The organism is Streptomyces blastmyceticus (assembly GCF_039521185.1).
GTDB classification, from domain to species: Bacteria; Actinomycetota; Actinomycetes; order Streptomycetales; family Streptomycetaceae; genus Streptomyces; species Streptomyces blastmyceticus.
The window spans coordinates 62074-77550 of the sequence record NZ_BAAABW010000003.1; the positions used below are offsets into that span (position 1 = coordinate 62074).

16 protein-coding genes and 1 riboswitch are annotated in these 15477 nt (G+C 72.5%); of the genes, 8 read left to right on the top strand and 8 right to left on the bottom strand.

Features of this window, described 5'->3' with window-relative positions; translation table 11 throughout:
* Positions 1 to 68 precede the first annotated feature (68 nt).
* Both ABD269_RS04135 and ABD269_RS35295 read right to left on the bottom strand, forming a co-directional pair.
* Positions 69 to 1994, bottom strand: a complete 1926-nt coding sequence (locus ABD269_RS04135) for an anthranilate synthase family protein (RefSeq protein WP_344116123.1) — start codon at positions 1992 to 1994, stop codon at positions 69 to 71.
* Positions 1995 to 2090: 96 nt separating this feature from the next.
* Positions 2091 to 2147, bottom strand: coding sequence for a trp operon leader peptide (locus ABD269_RS35295; protein ID WP_205382378.1), 57 nt, complete (start codon positions 2145 to 2147; stop codon positions 2091 to 2093).
* A 202-nt stretch (positions 2148 to 2349) separates the two neighbouring features.
* Here ABD269_RS35295 and ABD269_RS04140 point away from each other — a divergent pair, with 202 nt between their 5' ends.
* Both ABD269_RS04140 and ABD269_RS04145 read left to right on the top strand, forming a co-directional pair.
* Positions 2350 to 3699, top strand: coding sequence for a class II 3-deoxy-7-phosphoheptulonate synthase (locus ABD269_RS04140; protein ID WP_116211275.1), 1350 nt, complete (start codon positions 2350 to 2352; stop codon positions 3697 to 3699).
* Positions 3700 to 3828: 129 nt separating this feature from the next.
* A complete protein-coding gene (locus tag ABD269_RS04145) occupies positions 3829 to 4092 on the top strand; it encodes a (2Fe-2S)-binding protein (RefSeq protein WP_301887967.1) in 264 nt (87 codons plus the stop codon).
* Positions 4093 to 4106: 14 nt separating this feature from the next.
* On the opposite strand, the gene bfr is transcribed toward ABD269_RS04145, so the two are convergent.
* Positions 4107 to 4595: a bacterioferritin gene (bfr, locus tag ABD269_RS04150; protein WP_116211273.1), complete on the bottom strand. Its 489-nt coding sequence runs from the start codon at positions 4593 to 4595 to the stop codon at positions 4107 to 4109.
* A 153-nt stretch (positions 4596 to 4748) separates the two neighbouring features.
* Here bfr and ABD269_RS04155 point away from each other — a divergent pair, with 153 nt between their 5' ends.
* The gene (locus ABD269_RS04155; RefSeq protein WP_301887971.1) at positions 4749 to 5363 is read left to right on the top strand and encodes a sulfite oxidase-like oxidoreductase; all 615 of its coding nucleotides are present in this window, start codon (positions 4749 to 4751) and stop codon (positions 5361 to 5363) included.
* Between the two features lie 29 nt (positions 5364 to 5392).
* On the opposite strand, the gene ABD269_RS04160 is transcribed toward ABD269_RS04155, so the two are convergent.
* The 5 genes from ABD269_RS04160 to thiO form a co-directional block, all read right to left on the bottom strand.
* A complete protein-coding gene (locus ABD269_RS04160; RefSeq protein ID WP_344116153.1) occupies positions 5393 to 6256 on the bottom strand; it encodes a deoxyribonuclease IV in 864 nt (287 codons plus the stop codon).
* Between the two features lie 43 nt (positions 6257 to 6299).
* Positions 6300 to 8258, bottom strand: a complete 1959-nt coding sequence (gene pknB / locus ABD269_RS04165) for a Stk1 family PASTA domain-containing Ser/Thr kinase (protein ID WP_344116128.1) — start codon at positions 8256 to 8258, stop codon at positions 6300 to 6302.
* 166 nt (positions 8259 to 8424) lie between these two features.
* Positions 8425 to 9228 carry a thiazole synthase gene (locus tag ABD269_RS04170; protein WP_344116131.1) on the bottom strand — a complete coding sequence of 268 codons (804 nt, stop codon included), beginning with the start codon at positions 9226 to 9228 and terminating at the stop codon, positions 8425 to 8427.
* A gap of 9 nt (positions 9229 to 9237) precedes the next feature.
* Entirely contained in the window at positions 9238 to 9477 is a 240-nt protein-coding gene (thiS, locus tag ABD269_RS04175) for a sulfur carrier protein ThiS (protein WP_301887979.1), read from the bottom strand.
* Complete coding sequence (gene thiO / locus ABD269_RS04180) at positions 9474 to 10652, bottom strand: glycine oxidase ThiO (RefSeq protein WP_344116134.1); 1179 nt, start codon at positions 10650 to 10652, stop codon at positions 9474 to 9476. The genes thiS and thiO overlap by 4 nt, the downstream gene beginning before the upstream one ends.
* Positions 10650 to 10762, bottom strand: a riboswitch (TPP riboswitch). (Overlaps the previous gene by 3 nt.)
* Positions 10763 to 10915: 153 nt before the next feature.
* On the opposite strand from thiO, the gene ABD269_RS04185 reads away from it, so the two are divergent.
* The 5 genes from ABD269_RS04185 (at position 10916) to ABD269_RS04205 (ending at position 15374) form a co-directional block, all read left to right on the top strand.
* Entirely contained in the window at positions 10916 to 12151 is a 1236-nt protein-coding gene (locus ABD269_RS04185; protein ID WP_425572826.1) for an NAD(P)/FAD-dependent oxidoreductase, read from the top strand.
* Between the two features lie 121 nt (positions 12152 to 12272).
* The gene (locus ABD269_RS04190) at positions 12273 to 12638 is read left to right on the top strand and encodes an Rv2175c family DNA-binding protein (protein WP_301887983.1); all 366 of its coding nucleotides are present in this window, start codon (positions 12273 to 12275) and stop codon (positions 12636 to 12638) included.
* Between the two features lie 98 nt (positions 12639 to 12736).
* Entirely contained in the window at positions 12737 to 13390 is a 654-nt protein-coding gene (thiE, locus tag ABD269_RS04195; RefSeq protein WP_301887985.1) for a thiamine phosphate synthase, read from the top strand.
* Positions 13391 to 13573: 183 nt separating this feature from the next.
* Positions 13574 to 14491 (top strand): methylenetetrahydrofolate reductase [NAD(P)H], encoded by a 918-nt coding sequence (gene metF / locus ABD269_RS04200; protein ID WP_301887988.1) that lies wholly within the window; start codon positions 13574 to 13576, stop codon positions 14489 to 14491.
* Positions 14492 to 14531: 40 nt separating this feature from the next.
* Positions 14532 to 15374, top strand: coding sequence for a hypothetical protein (locus ABD269_RS04205; protein ID WP_344116140.1), 843 nt, complete (start codon positions 14532 to 14534; stop codon positions 15372 to 15374).
* Positions 15375 to 15477 lie beyond the last annotated feature (103 nt).

The following is a 15477-nucleotide window of genomic DNA, read 5'->3' on the forward strand; positions in this document are numbered from 1 at the left end:
GGCGTTTGAGGACCGGGGTCCGGGGCGGAGCCCCGGTTTCGGGAAGGGGCGGGGCTGGGGAACAGACTTCAGACCAGCACCCTCGCCAGCAGCTCGGCCACCAGCGTCGCTCCCGACAGCGTCAGGATCGACTCCGGGTGGAACTGGACGCCGGCGAAGCCGGGCCCGCGCAGCGCGTGTACGTCACCGGTCGCCGCATCCCGGCTCAGTTCCACCCGGTGCATCGCCAGTTCCGCCTCCGCGGAATCCGCGCAGCGCGCGGTGAACGTGTTGTAGAAGCCCACCGTCTCCGCCCGCCCGAAGAAGTCGATCCGCTCCTGCGCCCCCTGACACGGCACCGCCTTCCGTACGATCTCCAGCCCCAGCTCCGCCGCGATCAGTTCGTGCCCGAGGCACACGCCGAGCAGGCCGTGCCGGTGCCCGCGCAGCAGTTCCGCCGCCAGGTCGCGCAGGAGCCGCATCTTGGGGTCGGCGGTGTCGGAGGGGTTGCCGGGGCCGGGCCCCAGCACCACCGGGCCCGGGTGCGCCAGCGCCGCGTCCCGCAGCCCCGGCTCGTCGAAGCGCCGCACGGTGACCGTCAGCCCCGAGGTCCGCAGCAGGTGCGCGAGCATCGCGGTGAACGTGTCCTCGCCGTCGACGACGAGCGCGTGCCCGGTGAGCCGCGCCGTGGACGCCGGGCCCTGCATCCGCAGCCAGAACGGGGCCAGGTCCTCGCGGCGCGCGTCGAGCGCGGCCCGCACTTCGGGATCGTCCGCGAGCCGTACGGCGGGGACCGCCCCACCGCGGCGCGCGGTGCGCACCCCGAGCGCCGCCAGCACGCCCGCCGCCTTCGCGTGCGTCTCGGCGACCTCGCCACGGGGGTCGGAGTGGCGGACGAGCGTGGCCCCGACCGCGAGCCGCAGCCGCCCGCGCCGGTCGATGTCGGCGGTGCGGATCAGGATCGGCGAGTCCAGCGTCCGGCCGCCGCCCGCGTCCCGGCCGATGAGCGCGAGGGCGCCCGCGTAGTAGCCGCGCCCGCCGCCCGGCCCCTGCGGCTCGTACCGCTCGATGACACGGCACGCGTTCTGCACCGGCGACCCGGTCACGGTCGCCGCGAACATGGTCTCCCGCAGCACGTCCCGCACGTCCAGCGAGGAGCGCCCCCGCAGCTCGTACTCGGTGTGCGCGAGGTGCGCCATCTCCTTCAGCCGCGGCCCGACGACGACCCCGCCCATGTCGCCGACCGTGCACATCATCTTCAGCTCCTCGTCCACGACCATGGACAGCTCCTCCACCTCCTTGCGGTCGTGCAGGAAGGCCAGCAGCCCCGCCCGGTCCGGGCCGTCGGCGGGATAGCGGTAGGTGCCGCTGATCGGGTTCATCACGACCGTGCCCCCGGCCATCCGGACGTGCACCTCGGGGCTGGCGCCGACCAGCGTCCGGTCGCCGGTGTGCACGACGTACGTCCAGTACGCGCCGCGCTCGCCCGCCAGCAGCCGCCGGAACAGCGCCAGGGCGTCGGCCGCCGAGAAGCCGTGGATCTCGCCCTCGAAGGTCCGCCGGATGACGAAGTTGGCGCCCTCGCCGGACCCGATCTCGTCCTTGATCACCCGCTCGACGATCCGCGCGTACGCGTCGTCGTCCACGTCGAAGGCCCCGCCCTCCACCCGCACCTCGTGCGCGGGCAGCGCTTCCAGGACGTCGGACAGCGGCAGCTCGTACGCCTCCTCGGGCCGCAGCACCGCCAGCGGGGTGCCGTCGTCGCGGACGTCGAAGCCGCGCTCGCGGATCTGCCGGAACGGGACGAGGGCCAGCGCGTCGAGGGCCGGTCGGTCACCGGCGGGCGGGCCGTCCGGCAGGGGAATGTCGGCCAGTCGCCCGACCTCCACCACGGGGCCGGTCAGCAGCTCGACGCCGTCGCCCGCCCGGCCGGGGGTGCGGCGGTGCAGCAGGGCGAAGGGCGGGCAGGCGGGGTCGGTCAGCCGTGCGAGGAGGGCGTGGGTGTCGCCGGTCATCTGGGTTCCTTCCGGTGAGGAGAGGAACGGCCCCGGGAAACGCCGAAGGCCGCCCCTCCGGGCGGCCTTCGCGGTGTGTCTTTCGTGTACGCGCGATCAGTGGGCCGCCGGATGAGCGGTCCACCACCAGTTCTGGTTGGTCGGTGCGTACATGCTGCGCACCCTACCGGACGGGCCGGGGGGTGGTGACGGATCCACGGTGGTGGCGGGGAAGCGCGCACCGGAGCGCGGGGCGCCCGGCACGCCGGTCCGCGCCCGACGGACGGCGCTTTTTCGCCACTCCCCGCAGCCCAGGGGCCGTCTCACACTGCGGTCCTGCGGATGGACCGCCGTCGTGACCCCGTAGGGTTGGAGCGTGACCGTGAACGCTGAACTCCACGCCGGTGGCAACACCTGGCGCTCCCTTCCCGCGGCGCAGCAGCCTGACTGGCCGGACCAAGAGGCTCTGCGCGATGTGATCGCCGAGCTCGAGTCCTATCCGCCTCTGGTTTTCGCGGGTGAGTGCGACCAGCTGCGCCAGCGCCTGGGAGCCGTCGCCCGTGGCGAGGCGTTCCTGCTGCAGGGCGGCGACTGCGCCGAGGCGTTCGACGCCGTCGGCGCCGACCAGATCCGCAACAAGCTCAAGACGCTGCTCCAGATGGGCGCCGTGCTGACCTACGCGGGTTCCGTGCCCGTCGTGAAGGTGGGCCGGATCGCCGGTCAGTACAGCAAGCCGCGCTCGAAGCCGACCGAGACCCGCGACGGCGTGACCCTGCCGACCTACCGCGGCGACTCCGTCAACGGCTTCGCCTTCACGCCCGAGGCCCGTACGCCGGACCCGCAGCGGCTGAAGCGGATGTACCAGGCTTCGGCGTCCACCCTGAACCTCGTCCGCGCCTTCACCACCGGTGGCTACGCGGACCTGCGCCAGGTGCACGCCTGGAACCAGGACTTCGTGAAGTCCTCCCCGTCCGGGCAGCGCTACGAGGCCCTCGCCCGCGAGATCGACCGGGCGATGAACTTCATGAACGCCTGCGGGGTGGACCCGGAGGAGTTCAAGACCGTCGAGTTCTACGCCTCCCACGAGGCGCTCGTCCTCGACTACGAGTCCGCGCTGACCCGCGTCGACTCGCGGACCGGCGATCTCTACGACGTCTCCGGCCACATGGTCTGGATCGGTGAGCGGACCCGCCAGCTGGACGGGGCGCACATCGAGTTCGCGTCGAAGATCCGCAACCCGATCGGGGTGAAGCTCGGCCCGACGACGACGCCCGAGGACGCGCTGACGCTGATCGAGCGGCTCGACCCGGAGCGCGAGCCCGGCCGGCTGACCTTCATCACCCGCATGGGCGCCGACAAGGTCCGGGACAAGCTCCCGACCCTGGTCGAGAAGGTCACGGCGTCCGGTGCCCAGGTGGCGTGGATCTGCGACCCGATGCACGGCAACACCTTCGAGGCGGCCTCGGGCCACAAGACCCGCCGCTTCGACGACGTGCTGGACGAGGTCAAGGGCTTCTTCGAGGTCCACAAGGGCCTCGGCACCCACCCGGGCGGCATCCACGTGGAGCTGACCGGCGACGACGTCACCGAGTGCGTGGGCGGCGGCGACGAGATCTTCGTCGACGACCTGCACCAGCGCTACGAGACGGCCTGCGACCCGCGGCTCAACCGCAGCCAGTCGCTGGACCTGGCGTTCCTGGTCGCGGAGATGTACCGCGACCAGTAGAGGACCCTGCTGAACGGCGTGGGGCGCGGATCGGAAAGTGATCCGCGCCCCACGCCGTTGTTATTCGGCCACCGGGCCGGGTAAGGTAAGGGTTACCTTATTGATCAACCCGGTAGGGCGGTGACCCGCGTGTACGTCTGCTCATGCTTCGGCATCACCGAGCAGCAGGTGCGTGACCACGCGGACAAGGGCGCGTGCACGCCCCGCCAGATAGCCTCCGTGAGCAAGGCCGGCACCGACTGCGGCAGCTGCGTGCGCCGCATCCAGTCCCTGCTCGGCCGCGGCGCGTGCCCGCGCCGCGAGCTGGCCGACCAGGGCGAGCAGGATGTGCTGGGCACCGAGGTGCCCCACATACGGCAGGCGCCCCGGGTGGTCCAGGTCCAGGCGGCCTGACCTTCAGCCCCGGGTCACTCCGCCCCGCCGTTCGACTGCTCGATGAACTGGGCGAGGTAGAGCGGCTCACCGAGCTTCTCGATCAGGTCCAGCTGGGTGTCGAGGTAGTCGATGTGCTCCTCCTCGTCCGCGAGGATCGACTCGAAGATATTGGCCGAGGTGATGTCGCCCTTGGCCCGCATGACCTCCACGCCGCGCTTGAGCCGGTCGATCGCCTCGACCTCCACCTGCCGGTCGGCCTGGAACATCTCCACGATCGACTGCCCGATCCGCACATGGAAGAGCCGCTGATAGTTGGGCAGCCCCTCCAGGAAGAGGATGCGGTCGGTGAGCACCTCCGCGTGGCGCATCTCGTCGAACGACTCGGCGCGGGTGTGCGCGGCGATCTTCGTCCAGCCGAGGTGCTCCTGCATTTTCGCGTGCAGGAAGTACTGATTGATGGCGGTCAGCTCGGCAGTCAGCTGTTCATTGAGAAATTCGATGACCTCGGGGTCGCCCTGCATTGCAGAGGCTCCTTCCAAGAGGGTGACTGGCAGGTTGCGCGCATCCTTGCACCGCCCCCCGGAACCGTCCAGTAAGTGCACACTTAGTGGGAGTTGTCCCCATAGCGGAACCCCTGGTCATCAGCACTGCCGAAGGTCTGACACCATGGGGACATGGGTCAGTCGGAAAGCCGCAAAGGGGAGCTCCCCCCGGGGCAGCGCCTCCAGCGCGGATGGCCGGTGACGCACTACGGGCCGGTCCCGAAGTTCAGGCCGGACCGCTGGGAGTTCCGTGTCTTCGGGTCGACCGCCGACGGCGACAAGCACTGCTGGACGCACGACGAGTTCTCCGCCCTGCCGTATTCGACGGTGGTCGCGGACCTGCACTGCGTCACGAAGTACAGCATGCTGAGCGCCGAATGGGGAGGCGTTCCCGCACGGACGATCCTCGAACTCGCCCCGCCCGCGCCCGAGGTCACCCATGTGATGGTGTGGGCCGAATACGGCTTCTGCTCAAATCTCCGGCTCGCGGATTTCGCGTCCGAGCAGAGCATCTTCGCGACCCATAAGGACGGCGAGCCGCTCACCGCCGAGCACGGCTTTCCCGTACGGCTGGTGGTCCCGCATCTCTACGCCTGGAAGGGGCCCAAATGGGTGCGCGGCGTGGAGTACATGACGGCTGACCGCCGCGGTTTCTGGGAAGAGCGCGGCTATCACAACGTGGGCGACCCGTGGCGCGAACAGCGCTATTCCTACCAGGAAAAACCGGGCGAGGGCCCGGAGCTTTAGCGGCCGGGGGAGTTCGAGGGAAATCCCCGTCAGGCCGCCGCGCCGTCCCGGAGCAACTTCAAGCGCGCCACATCCGCCGCATGGCCCGCAGGGCCACCCGGTGTTTCGATCGTCAGCGGCACTCCCGCCGTCGCAGGGTGCGAGAAGAGCTCCGCAAAAGGATCCGCCCCGATATGGCCCGAGCCGATGTTCTCGTGCCGGTCCCGATGCGCTCCCACCCCCTCCTTGGAGTCATTGGCGTGGATCAGCCGGAGCCGTCCCTCGCCCACCACGGAGACCAGCTCGTCGAGCGTCCGCTTCATCCCGCCCGTCTCGGCGAGGTCGTGGCCCGCCGCGAAGACGTGGCAGGTGTCCAGGCACACGCCCAGCTTCGGGTGGCGCTCCAGCGCGTCGAAGTAGGGGCCCAGGTCCTCGACCAGTGAGCAGAGCGACGAGCCCTGCCCCGCCGTCGGCTCCAGCAGCAGCCACGGGTCGTCGTCGTGGGTCAGCTCGTCGAGCAGCGGCAGCAGCCGTTCGTGGACCTGCGCCAGCGCCTCGCCGCGCGGCCGGCCGCCGGTCGCCGAGCCCGTGTGGACGACGACCCCGAGGGCACCGATCGCCCGCCCCCGGCGCAGCGAGTGCCGCAGCGACTCCCCGGACAGCTCGACCGTTGCCTCGGTGTGCGAGCCGAAGTTGATCAGATACGGGGCATGGACCCAGACCGGGAGCGACTCCTGCGCACAGGCCGCCCGGAACTCCTCGTCCTGCCGGGGGTTGCCGGCCGGCGTCGCCCAGCCCCGCGGGTTGGCGACGAAGACCTGCACCGTCTCGGCGCACATCTCCCGCGCGTACGGCAGCCCGGTCCGGGCGAGACCCCCGGCGACGGGGATGTGCCCGCCGACGGGGTTGCGCAGGCGCGGGGAGGGAAGCGGGGACGAAAGGGGAGTACGCACTGGTCTAGAAGCCGCCCTTGAGCCTGATGGTGATGGTGTCGCCCTTGGCGGCCTGGTCGCCGCCCTTGACGGACTGGCTGTCGACCGAGTCCCGGGGGAAGAAGAACGGCCGGTCGACCTCGACCTTGAAGCCCGCCGAGGTGAGGGCCTGCTTGGCGTCGGCCTCGCTCCTCCCGGTGACGTCCGGGACCGTCACCATCTCCTTGCCCTTGGAGAGCGTGAGCGTGACCGTGTCGCCCTTGGCGACCTGGCCGCCGTCGGCCGGGGACTGCGCCGCCACCGAGCCCTTGGGGGCGTCGGAGTAGACCTGGGCGTCCGAGACCTCGACCTTCAGGCCCTTGTCCTCGAGGGCCGAGGTGGCGGCCGCGACGGACAGGCCCTGCACCTTCGGCACGCTCAGGGCCGCGCCCTTGCTGACGGTCAGCGCGACCGGGGAGTCGGGCCTGCGCTCCACCCCCGGCTTGGGGTCGGTGGCCAGCACCGAGCCCTGCGGGGTCTCACCGCTGAACTGCTTGCCGACCTCGCCGACCGTCAGGCCCGCGCCCTCGATCTTCCGCTTCGCCTCGTCGAAGGGCATGCCGACGACATTGGGCACCTCGGCCTTGGCCGGGCCCTTCGACAGCGTGACCGTCACCTTGCCGGTGTTGCGGACGCGGCCGCCGGGACCGGGGTCCGTCGAGATGACATGACCCCGCTCGACGGTGTCGCTGAAGTCCTGCTGGGTCTTCACCCCGAGCCCGGCCTTGTGGAGCGTCTGCTCCGCCTTCGCCTGGGTCATGTCCAGGACGGCCGGGACGGTGGTGAACTGGCCGGAACTGATGTACCAGACGCCCGTGCCCACCACGGCCAGCAGCACGGCCACGAGCGCCGCGAGCAGCCCACGGCTCGGCCGGCGGCGGTGGGGCCGGCCGGCCCGCGGTGCCGCCGCGCCCGGCGGGGCCGGGGGAGCGGGCGGCTGCTCCAGCCGCGTCGTGCGGTTCAGCTGCTCGTCCTGCGCGGGCGGCAGGGGCCGGGCCGCGGCGGGCCGCGGAATCACGCTCGTACGGTCCTCGGAACCGCTCGACGCGCCCGGCTCGGGCGTCCGCGCCTGCGGGGGGAGGGCGTCCAGCTGTGCGTCGGACAGCGCCTCACGGGCCGTACGGACCATGGCCAGCAGGCCCACCGCGTCGGCCGGGCGCCGCTGCGGGTCGCGGGCCGTGGCCGTGGTCACCAGCTCGTCCAGCTGCGGCGCCAGCCCCGGGACGGCCGCCGACGGCGGCGGCACGTCCTCGTGGAGGTGCTGGTAGAGAACCTGCGCCGGGGTGCTGCCGGCGTGCGGCTTGGCTCCGGTGAGCATCTCGTAGAGGACGACACCGCAGGCGTAGACGTCCACGCGGGTGTCCGCCGTGCCGTGCTCCATCTGCTCGGGGGCCAGGTACGACACCGTGCCGAGGACCGAGCCGGTGGACGCCGTGGAGTTGGTGTCCACGGCCCGTACGAGCCCGAAGTCGGCGACCTTCACCCGGCCGTCGTCCCCGATCAGCACGTTCTCCGGCTTCATGTCCCGGTGGACCAGCCCCGCGAGGTGGGCCGCGCCGAGCGCCGCGAGCACCGGCTCCGCGATGTCGAGCGCGGCACGCGGCTGGAGCGCGCCGCGCTCGCGCAGCACGTCGCGCAGGGTGCATCCGGCCACGTACTCCATCGCGAGATAGACGTACGTGCCGTCCGTGCCCTGGTCGAAGACGCCCACCACATTCGGGTGGTCGAGCCGGGCCACGGACTTGGCCTCGCGGATGAAGCGCTCCACGAACACCTCGTCCGCGGCGAGCCCCGGGTGCATCACCTTCAGCGCGAGCACCCGGTCGAGCCGCGTGTCGAGGGCGCGGTAGACCGTGGCCATGCCACCGACGGCGATCCGGGCCTCGACCCGGTAGCGGCCGTCCAGCACATGCCCGACAAGCGGGTCTCCTAGCGTCGTATCCACGCTAGGAGTCTATGAGCCTCCGGGCGCGGGCCGGTTCGCCGCCTGCGGCGGGGGCGCCCTGCGGGCGCGTCCTCAAACGCCGGACGGGCTGATTTCGCTGGTTACGGTCCGCGAAAGCCCGTCCGGCGTTTGAGGACCGGGGTCTGGGGCGGAGCCCCAGTTGTGGCTACGCGCCGCCGAACGCCGGACGCTCCGGGTCGAAATCGGCCAAGCCCTCCGCAGGAGACGACGCCTCCGCGAAATGGCGCCGCGGGATGCGCCCGGCCCGGTACGCCAGCCGCCCCGCGTCGACCGCGTGCCGCATCGCCTCCGCCATCAGCACCGGCTCCTGCGCGCGCGTGACCGCAGAGGCGAGCATCACCGCCGCGCACCCCAGCTCCATCGCGATGGCCGCGTCCGAGGCCGTGCCCGCGCCCGCGTCCAGGATCACCGGCACACCGGCGCGTTCGGTGATCAGCTGGAAGTTGTGCGGGTTGCGGATGCCCAGGCCCGAGCCGATGGGCGAGCCCAGCGGCATGATCGCGGCGCAGCCGGCGTCCTCCAGGCGGCGGGCGAGCACCGGGTCGTCGTTGGTGTAGGGCAGCACCGTGAAGCCGTCGTCCACCAGGATCTCCGCGGCGTCCAGCAGCTCGACCGGGTCGGGCAGCAGCGTGCGCTCGTCGGCGATCACTTCGAGCTTGACCCAGTCGGTGCCGAGCGCCTCCCGGGCCAGGCGCGCGGTGAGCACCGCCTCGCCCGCGGTGAAGCAGCCCGCCGTGTTCGGCAGGACGCGGATGTCGTGCTCGGCGAGCAGCGACAGCACGGAGCCCCGTACGTTCGTGTCGAGCCGCCGCATCGCGACGGTGGTCAGCTCGGTGCCGGAGGCGAGCAGCGCGCGCTCCAGGACGTCCAGGCTGGGCGCGCCGCCCGTGCCCATGATCAGGCGGGACGTGAAGGTGGTGCCGGCGATGGTGAGCAGATCGTCTGCCATCAGGGCTGATCAGCCTCCCTGCACTGCGGTGAGGACCTCGACGCGGTCGCCCTCGCCGAGAGTGGTCGCGGCCCACTGGCCGCGCGGTACGACGGCCTCGTTGACGGCGGCGGCGACGCCGCTGTGCGCGGTGGTCAGTCCGGCCACCAGGCCGTCGAGGGTCAGGCCCCGGGGCACCGAGCGGCTCTCGCCGTTGACGCTGATGCCGACGTGGGCCTCGGGGCTGTCGGTGGGGTCCATGGGGTTCATACGGGCAGCTCCTGGAGCGCGTTCGAGAAGCGTAGGGGGGAGAACGGGCGGGCCTCGTCGGGCAGCCGTCCGGTGGTCAGCGCCTCGGCCATCACCTCGCCGGTCAGCGGGGTGAGGAGCACGCCGTTGCGGTGGTGGCCGGTGGCGGTGAACAGGCCGGGCAGGGCTGTGGGGCCCAGCAGGGGGGCGTTGTCGGGCGAGCCGGGGCGCAGCCCTGCGAGGGTCTCGACCAGGGGCAGTTCGGTGATGCCGGGCACCAGCTCGTGGGCGTCGCGCAGCAGCTCGTAGACGCCGCCCGCCGTGACGGTGGTGTCCCAGCCGAGCTCCTCGGTGGTCGCGCCGAGGACCAGCTCGCCGTTCTCGCGCGGCACCAGGTAGACATGGCCGCCGCGTACCACCGCCCGCACGGTCCGGGACAGGAAGGGCGCGTACGCGGGGGGCACGCGCAGCCGCAGGACCTGGCCCTTGACCGGGCGCACCGGCGGCAGGACGCGCGCGGGGACGCCTTCGAGGGTGCCGCTGCGGCTGCCCGCGGCGAGCACGGTCCGGCCGGCGGACACACGGGTGCCGTCGGCGAGCTCGGCGCCGGTGGCCCGGTCGCCGGAGAGCAGCAGGCGTACGGCCTCCGAGCGGTGGAAGGCCACGCCCGCCCGTTCGCAGGCCGTCAGCAGGGCCAGGGCGAGCCGCCGGGGGTCGGTCTGGTGGTCGCCGTCCACCCGCACGCCCCCGCACACGCCCGGCGCGAGCATCGGCTCCAGCCGGCGGCACTCGCGCCCCGACAGCCACTGGGCGTCCAGCCCGCACCGCTGCTGCAGGGCGTGGAGCTCCCGCAGGTGGGCGCGGTCGTCGGCGTCGAGGGCGACGGCGAGGGTGCCGCAGGCGCGGTAGCCGGTGTCCCGGCCGCTCGCCTCCTCCAGCTCCGCCGTGAACTGCGGATAGCGCCGCGCGGACGCGAGATTGAGCGCGAGCAGCTCCTGCTCGCCGTAGTGCAGCTCGGTCACCGCGGCCAGCATCCCGGCCGCCACGTGGGCCGCGCCGCCGCCCGGCGCGGGATCCGCGACGGCGGTGCGCAGGCCCCGCTGCGCGGCACGCCACGCCGTGACCAGTCCGATGACACCGCCGCCGACCACGAGGACGTCGCACGGCCCCGGTGACGCGGTGGAAGACGCATACATGGGCGTCCAGCCCCTCCCTTCGCCGGCATGACCCGGATCAGGTTCGTACGGTCGGAGGCCGGCCAGCCTCCCTCTCAGCCCGGTGCGTCCGGGCTCCCGCGAGTGCTTGTACAGCGGCCACCCTAGTACGGGCCGTGAACCGCCCGGAAGGCCGTACGGGGGGCGTGCGCGGCCCCGGAGCGCGTCAAACACCGTGACGTTGTGTCAGAGGTCTCGCTACGCGGTGCTCCGGTCCCGACCGGCCGCCGCCCTACAGTGATCGGGTGAGCGAGCACCGGAACGAACCGCATACCGCCAGTGACCGGCGCGCCGTCATCGTCGGAGCAGGGATGGCCGGGGTGCAGACCGCCGTGGCCCTGCGCGAGCAGGGCTGGACCGGCACGATCACCCTGCTGGGCGCCGAGCCCCACCGGCCGTACGACAGGCCGCCGCTGTCCAAGGCCGTGCTGCTCGGCAAGGCCGAGGGCTCCGCCTTCGAGGTGGACTTCGCGTCGCTGGGCATAGACCTCGAACTCGGCCGGGAGGCCACCCGGCTGCGGCCCGCCGAGCACCTGCTGGAGACCTCCGCCGGACCCGTCGCGTACGACGTGCTGGTCGTCGCCACCGGCGCGCAGCCCATCGAACTGCCCGGCAGCCAGGGCCTGCCGGGCGTGCACCTGCTGCGCACCCTGGACGACGCGGAGCGGCTGCGCCCGGTGCTCGCCGGGCAGCGCGACGTCGTGGCCGTCGGCGCCGGGTGGATCGGCGCCGAGTTCGCGACCGCCGCGCGCGAGGCGGGCTGCCGGGTGACCGTCGTCGAGGCCGCGGACCGGCCGCTGGCGGGCGCCCTGCCCGCCGAGGTCGCCGCCCACATGGCCGACTGGTACGCCGACAGCGGAGCCCGCCTGCTCACCGGCGCGCGCGTGGCCTCCCTGGAACCCGGCGCCGTGGTGCTGGCCGACGGCACCCGGCTGCCCGCCGACGCCGTCCTCGTCGGCATCGGCGCCCGGCCCGCCACGGACTGGCTGGAGGGGTCGGGCGTCACGCTCGCCGCGGACCGCTCCGTGATCACCGACGACCGGCTGCGCACCTCCGTGCCCGACGTCTACGCGGTCGGCGACTGCGCGTCCTTCCCGTCCGCCCGCTACGGCGAGCGGCTCCTGGTCCACCACTGGGACAACGCCCTCCAGGGCCCGCGCACGGTCGCCGGGAACATCGTGCACGGCACGGCCGAGGGGCCGGTCTACGACCCGGTGCCGTATTTCTGGTCCGAGCAGTTCGGGAGGTTCGTGCAGTACGCGGGCCACCACGACGAGGGCGACGAGCTCATCTGGCGCGGCGATCCGACGGGCGCCGCCTGGACGGTCTGCTGGGTGCGCGGCGAGGTCCTCGTCGCCCTCCTGGCCGTCGGCCGCCCGCGCGACCTGGCCCAGGGCCGCAAGCTCATCGAGCGGGGCGCGGCCATCGACCGGGGGCGGGCGGCGAACGCGTCGGTGCAGCTGAAGGCGGCCGCGCTGTGAGAACCGGCTGACGGCGCGGGCCCCTTCCGGGCCCGCCCGCGGCCCCTCGCGACGCGCCCGCCGACATCAGGTCGGGTCAACCTGGCTACCGACTGTCAGTCCCAGATGGCAGGCTTGTCCCGTGACCGAGATTGACGCAAAGATCGATGCTCTCGTCCCCGCCTGGCTCAACCTCCCCGACATCGCGGAAATGCTCGATGTCGAGGTGACGCGCGTCCGGCAGCTGGTCAAGGAGGGCCAGCTGATCGCGGTGCGCCGCGGCGAGAACCGGGTGCTCCAGGTGCCCGCCGAGTTCCTCGGCGACGGCAAGGTGATCAAGGGCCTCGCAGGCACCTTGACGCTGCTGAGGGACGACGGCTTCAGCGACGAGGAAATGCTGGAGTGGCTCTTCACTCCGGACCCGACCCTGCCCGGCACCCCGGCGCAGGCCCTGCGCGAGAATCGTGGCACGGAGGTGAAGCGCCGCGCCCAGGCGCTCGCCGTCTGACCCGTCCGCAGGCGCTGTAGACGCCGAGAGAAAACCGTCCGGTGTACGGGCCGGGGCAGCCCGGCCCGTACACCGCCGACCCGGGGGGGAACCACCCGATGTCCGTCACCGCGCGCGAGCGGCTCGCCGACGCCCGGCTGTATCTGTGCACCGACGCGCGCAAGCGCCAGGGCGACCTGCCGGAATTCCTGGACGCGGTCCTCGCCGCCGGCGTCGACATCGTGCAGCTGCGCGACAAGGGCATGGAGGCGGGGGAGGAGCTGGAGCACCTCGCCGTCTTCGCCGACGCGGCCCGCCGCCACGGCAGGCTCCTCGCGGTCAACGACCGCGCCGACGTCGCCCACGCCATCGGCTCCCAGGTGCTGCACCTGGGCCAGGGCGACCTCCCCGTGCCCGCCGCCCGCGCCGTCCTCGGCGACGAGGTGCTGATCGGGCGCTCGACCCACGCCGAGGCGGAGGTGGACGCCGCGGTCGCCGAGCCCGGCGTGGACTACTTCTGCACCGGCCCCTGCTGGCCCACCCCGACCAAGCCGGGGCGGCACGCCCCGGGCCTTTCCCTGGTCCGCTACGCCGCCGCGCTGAAGCCCGCGCGGCCCTGGTTCGCCATCGGCGGCATCGACGCGGCCAACCTGGACGAGGTGCTGGACGCCGGCGCCCGCCGGGTCGTGGTCGTCCGCGCGATCACCGAGGCCGACGACCCCGGCGACGCCGCGGCCCGGCTCGCGAAGCGCATCCGGGCGTACGGAGCGTAGTCACCCGGCGACGCTCGGGTGGGGCCGGGTCCGGCCGGTCCGTCACGGACCGGTCAGGGAACGGTCAGCCAAATGTCAACGGGACATGAACAGACTGTCCAGAAAGTGGACGAGAGACCGGCGAATCGGTCATATCGCAAATGTGGGTTGGGGCTCCGCGGAACCGCTGGTTAACTTGCGGATATGGCCCTTGGCACAGCCTCCACCAGGACAGACCACGCACGCACGGTGCGCGACCTGCTCGCTTCCGGCGAGCAGTCCTATTCGTTCGAGTTCGCGGCCCCGAAGTCCGAGAAGGGCGAGCGGACCCTGTGGAACGCCATCCGGCGGATCGAGGCCGTCGGCCCCACCTTCGTCTCCGTGACCTACGGCGCGGGCGGCTCCTCCCGTGAGGGCACCGTGCGGGCGACCGAGCGCATCGCGACCGACACCACGCTGACGCCCGTCGCGCACCTGACGGCCGTCGACCACTCGCTGGCGGAGCTGCGCAACGTCATCGGGCAGTACGCCGACGCGGGCATCCGCAACATGCTGGCCGTGCGCGGCGACCCGCCCGGCGACCCCACGGGCGAGTGGGTGCGCCACCCGGAGGGCGTCCGCTACGCCGCCGAACTCGTCAGGCTCATCAAGGAGTCCGGCGACTTCTGCGTCGGCGTCGCCGCCTTCCCCGAGATGCACCCGCGCTCCACCGACTGGGAGACCGACATCGGTCACTTCGTGGACAAGTGCCGGGCGGGCGCCGACTTCGCGATCACCCAGATGTTCTTCTACCCCGAGGACTATCTGCGGCTGCGCGACCGGGTCGCGGCCGCGGGCTGCGCGACCCCGATCATCCCCGAGATCATGCCGGTCACCAACGTCCGCCAGATCGAGCGGTTCGCGCAGCTCAGCAACGCCGCGTTCCCGCCCGAACTGGCCGAGCGGATCCTCGCGGTGAAGGACGATCCGGCCGCTGTACGCTCGATCGGGATCGAGTACGCCACCGAGCTGTGCTCGCGGCTGATGGCCGAGGGGATCCCGGGGCTGCACTTCATTACCCTGAACCACTCCACGGCGACGCTGGAAATCTACGAGAATCTGGGACTGCACCAGCGGTCCTGACGGCTGTTCCCCGGGCAACAGCCGCACGAGAGGGGCGTAAATGGGCTGGACGGTCCTCTACATCGCGTTCGGCATCGTCGCGCTCTGGCTGCTGGGCGAGGTGCTGCTCCAGTACAAGGCGCGACTGCGCTGGCGGCTGCTGGCCTTCGGCGGCTTCCTCGGCGTCGTCGCGGGCGTGGTCCTCTCGTCCGTGCCGGTCATCGCCGTGGGCGCGATCGCCTTCGCGGTCGGCCAGACCTATGTGACGCTGTCGTTCCGGCGCGGGTTCTCCACGGGCTGGGCGATCCGCCGCGACAAGGGCGCCGACACCGGCGGGAAGCCCGCGGGCGAGGAGAAGGGACGCTCCGGGCGCCGCCGCAGGACCGAGCGGCCGGCCGAGCCGAAGGCCGCCCCGCTCCCCGAGCCGGCCCCCGAGACCGCCGTGCTCCCGCAGATCACCGAGCACGACGCGCCGGACCTGCTCCCCAACGCGGCCCACCAGCCCGCCCCGTACGGCGACGGCTACGACGACACGGCGTATCTCCCGCCCGTGGCCGCCCCGTACGACCCCTACGCAAACCAGGGCACCCCGCCGCAGGACGGCCAATTCGACTACGGGCAGGGGCAGTACGCCGCCTACTCCGACCCCTACATCGGCAGCCGCCCGCAGCAGCCGCAGGAGCAGTACGACGCGTACGGGCAGCCGCAGTACGGGCCCTATCCCCAGCAGCAGTACGGGGTGGGTGCGTACTCCGCGGACGCGTATGCGCCGCAGCAGCAGTACGACATGGACACCCCGCCGGGCGGGGTCTGGGTCCCCCAGCAGCGCGACACGGATGCCCCACCGCAATACCCGAACCAGGGTCTGGGGCCGGGGCACGACGAGCAGCACTACCGCTACTGACGCGGGGAGGCGGCTGGGCCCGGCGGGTTTTCCCCCACCCCGCCCCTTCCCGAAACTGGGGGCAAGCCCCCAGACCCCCGAAGCACGCTTCGCGCGCTGTCCT